Source organism: Endozoicomonas sp. ONNA2 (assembly GCF_024606365.1).
Taxonomy (GTDB): domain Bacteria; phylum Pseudomonadota; class Gammaproteobacteria; order Pseudomonadales; family Endozoicomonadaceae; genus Endozoicomonas.
This window is the reverse complement of sequence record NZ_JAHHPO010000357.1, coordinates 1-2,841: the sequence shown is the minus strand read 5'-3', so window position 1 is coordinate 2,841 and position 2,841 is coordinate 1. Positions and strand designations below refer to the sequence as shown.

1 protein-coding gene is annotated in these 2,841 nt (G+C 44.8%); it reads right to left on the bottom strand.

Translation table 11 applies throughout. The annotated features are described in order from the left end of the window. Positions 1 to 161: 161 nt before the first annotated feature. The gene (locus KDK14_RS06450) at positions 162 to 2,744 is read right to left on the bottom strand and encodes a hypothetical protein (RefSeq protein ID WP_257264196.1); all 2,583 of its coding nucleotides are present in this window, start codon (positions 2,742 to 2,744) and stop codon (positions 162 to 164) included. Positions 2,745 to 2,841 lie beyond the last annotated feature (97 nt).

Here is a 2,841-nt window from a genome sequence, read left to right as displayed (position 1 = left end):
TGCGTGGATAAAGTTCAAATGATGGCATAAAAGGTAAGACCTGCACTCCCTTGAATCTGATCGGGGTCAGGGCCCATAGAGGCCGAAAACCTGATGAGGTGGGAGTGAGCGGATCCATCAGGGCCAGAGGCATTGAGACCTTACCCCAAAGGCCGGTTTCTTTATGAAGAGAATGGAAGCATTACATCACGTTTTACATTGGTAAACGTCACTGCCTGTCTCTCCTTTACCTCATTGATTGAGTCAAAATAATCGTAAGGAGCCCTGCCTTTCAAAAGTTTCACTTCTTCACCTGCTTCAGCTTTTTCACCTCTTTTAGCGTCCACACAGTGGTAAAGAGGTAGCCCCATCTCGTCAGCAATGTCCCGTGCGGCATCAATGAACAATAAATTATTCTTGTCGGGATAGCCCTTCTCAAGAAATAACGCAGGGCGATCATCCTGATCCAACACCATACGAATAATACTTCTGCCAAGGATATTTCCTTTGCTGCTCTTTCTAATAATCATGGCATTACGTCCATCCATCAAATAGCTCATCAGTGCACAGCTATAATAGTGAACGCCGTTCGGTGATAGACAGGTGTGAACTTCAAGTCCACTGATAAAAAGATCCCAGGGGTCTTCTGAGAGCTTCAGGGTTTCTTCCGGGGACAACAGCTTGTTTCGGGTTTCTTCGCTGAAGTCACTGAAGTTCGCCCCCCAACCTGCCTGGAATTCGGGGTATTCCTTGTAAACAGCCTGCAAATGTGGATTATTCAGCGGTGATTGCCTGTTCTCAATAAAAGTATTGTTAACGTTGGTCTCTATAAACTTATGGATAAGGTCTGTAATTTCTGTAAACCCGTACTCTATCATTGACACCATATAAAAAGGCAGGAGATGGTAATGTCGTTGTTTCATCAGCCATTGTGAGAGTTCCTCATTTTCTCCCTCCAGAACACTCCCCCCTTTTTCGGCGATCAACAATGGTAGTCCTTCCTTCTGACAGCTAAAGCCCATGCTGTGCAAAAATTGATTAAACCTGTCTCCCATCTTGAATATCATATGAAGCCAACACAATTTTTCGTAAGTCAGACTTTGGGTGAGCTTTTTCAGGACCGGCATTAACATTGCCTTATTCATAACCTTGCTGGTCAATGCCCGCTCAAGAGTAGCCAGCCACTGATAGAAAACCTTGCCATCTTTCAACTGTCGCCTGCTCTTGCCGGCGCTGGGAGCTTGCAAAGATTGACAGAGTTCCACGATGTCATCTTCTGAGAGTCTATCGGGCACAAATGCCAGCCATTGCAACGGGGCCATTCGCAAATGCGGGCCGCCACTGATTCCGGGCTTACCCAGTATTTGCTGTATTTTCTGGGTACTCTGAACCAGGCGGGCCAGCCCACTGATCAGATAGGGAATATTTTTTGTGTTGCCATGTTCTGTGATGACCCCGACAAAGTGTTCCAATACTGAAGTATCCATTATTTCTTTGGATGATTTGCAGGCGGCAATGATCACCAAAAGTCGATGCACTTGCACTTTGATATCTTGCCTGTCTTCAAGTGGTGATCTGGCAGCCAAATTGCTTTCCAGATTGTCAACTGTAGTCCGTAATACCTGTGAATACTCCGGGGTCATTTTACCAATGTTTGCTCTGAGTACGGATAGATAGTTGTCCAGCGGTTTGCTTTCAAGTAAAACAAACCCATCGATATCACTGAGTTGTTGGAGCTCTTCAAACTTTGAGACAACCGGTGCAGGTGTTTTCAATAAATTTGCCACGGCACTAATATAACGACAATAATCGATTGAGCCCGGTTGTTTCGACAAATAGGCCAGCTCTTTAGCAATATGCCAGATGCCAAGTGAATGGGTGGTATACAGGACAGATCTAATGTACGACGTTAATTCAGCAATATCAGCCTCCTGTGAAAAGCCGGAACAGGCTGCATACAGGTACAGTAATCTTGTTGTATAGAGTTTGAAATCTCTATTATCACGATCGACTGATAAATGCCCACTCTCTCCAACTCTCGGCATGAATTCTTTTTCAATATTGTCAACTTCGCTCAACAGCTGTCTGGAAAGTTCGTTGTTTTCCAATTTAAGGATTTGCCTGATTTCAAGAAGCCTGTCCTTGATCATTTTATCAGGATTTAATGCTGTCAATTGTAAATTAATTACATTGTCCTCCCTTGACAGGGAAGGCGTATCAGGAAGACTTTGAAACAGCCTCTTTGCCTTCTCAAATCGAATGGACACAGGAATCCGAACAGGTTCCCAATAGACGTCTGTTATGGGACATTTGAGTTCTTTTTCAGCAGCCAACATAATCCGAAGTTTGTCTGCCCCACTTAAAGAATGTGTTTTGGATAACTTTTCTAACGTCTTCAAAACACTAAGCTTAAGGCACTCAAGAAAAACGGCACATTGCACCTCATTGTTTGGTGACTTTTCTATTGCCTCATATTGAAATTTATCCACCAGATCCCTGGCGGCCATCCGTATAGCTTCAGCTTTTGAATCAGAGCCTTGTTTCTCAGGATCGGGTTGAAGATTAACCTGCCGTTCAGATAGCTGTTTAGTCCCGGCAGAATTGACAATTTTCTCTGACAGTGCGGTGGCGCCATCTTGCAACCTTACCCGCTTGTAAGGGTTCTGAATGGAGTCGTCTTCTGCTTCTGCCGAAAAGCCAATGGGTGACTCCATGTTCGATTCATGCAGCTGTTGAGTTAAACCATTTATCGGGTAAAAATCCATTTTACCGACCTCCTGTGTGGGCATGCGTGCGAAAAATTACCAAACTCGTCGTAAAGCATCGCCCAACCGGGCCGCGCAGGCGATGATACAAGGCGAT

What these genes read in the sequence shown, in the direction of transcription:
- KDK14_RS06450 (WP_257264196.1), bottom strand. Translation starts at nt 2,744, where the DNA reads ATGGATTTTTACCCGATAAATGGTTTAACTCAACAGCTGCATGAATCG.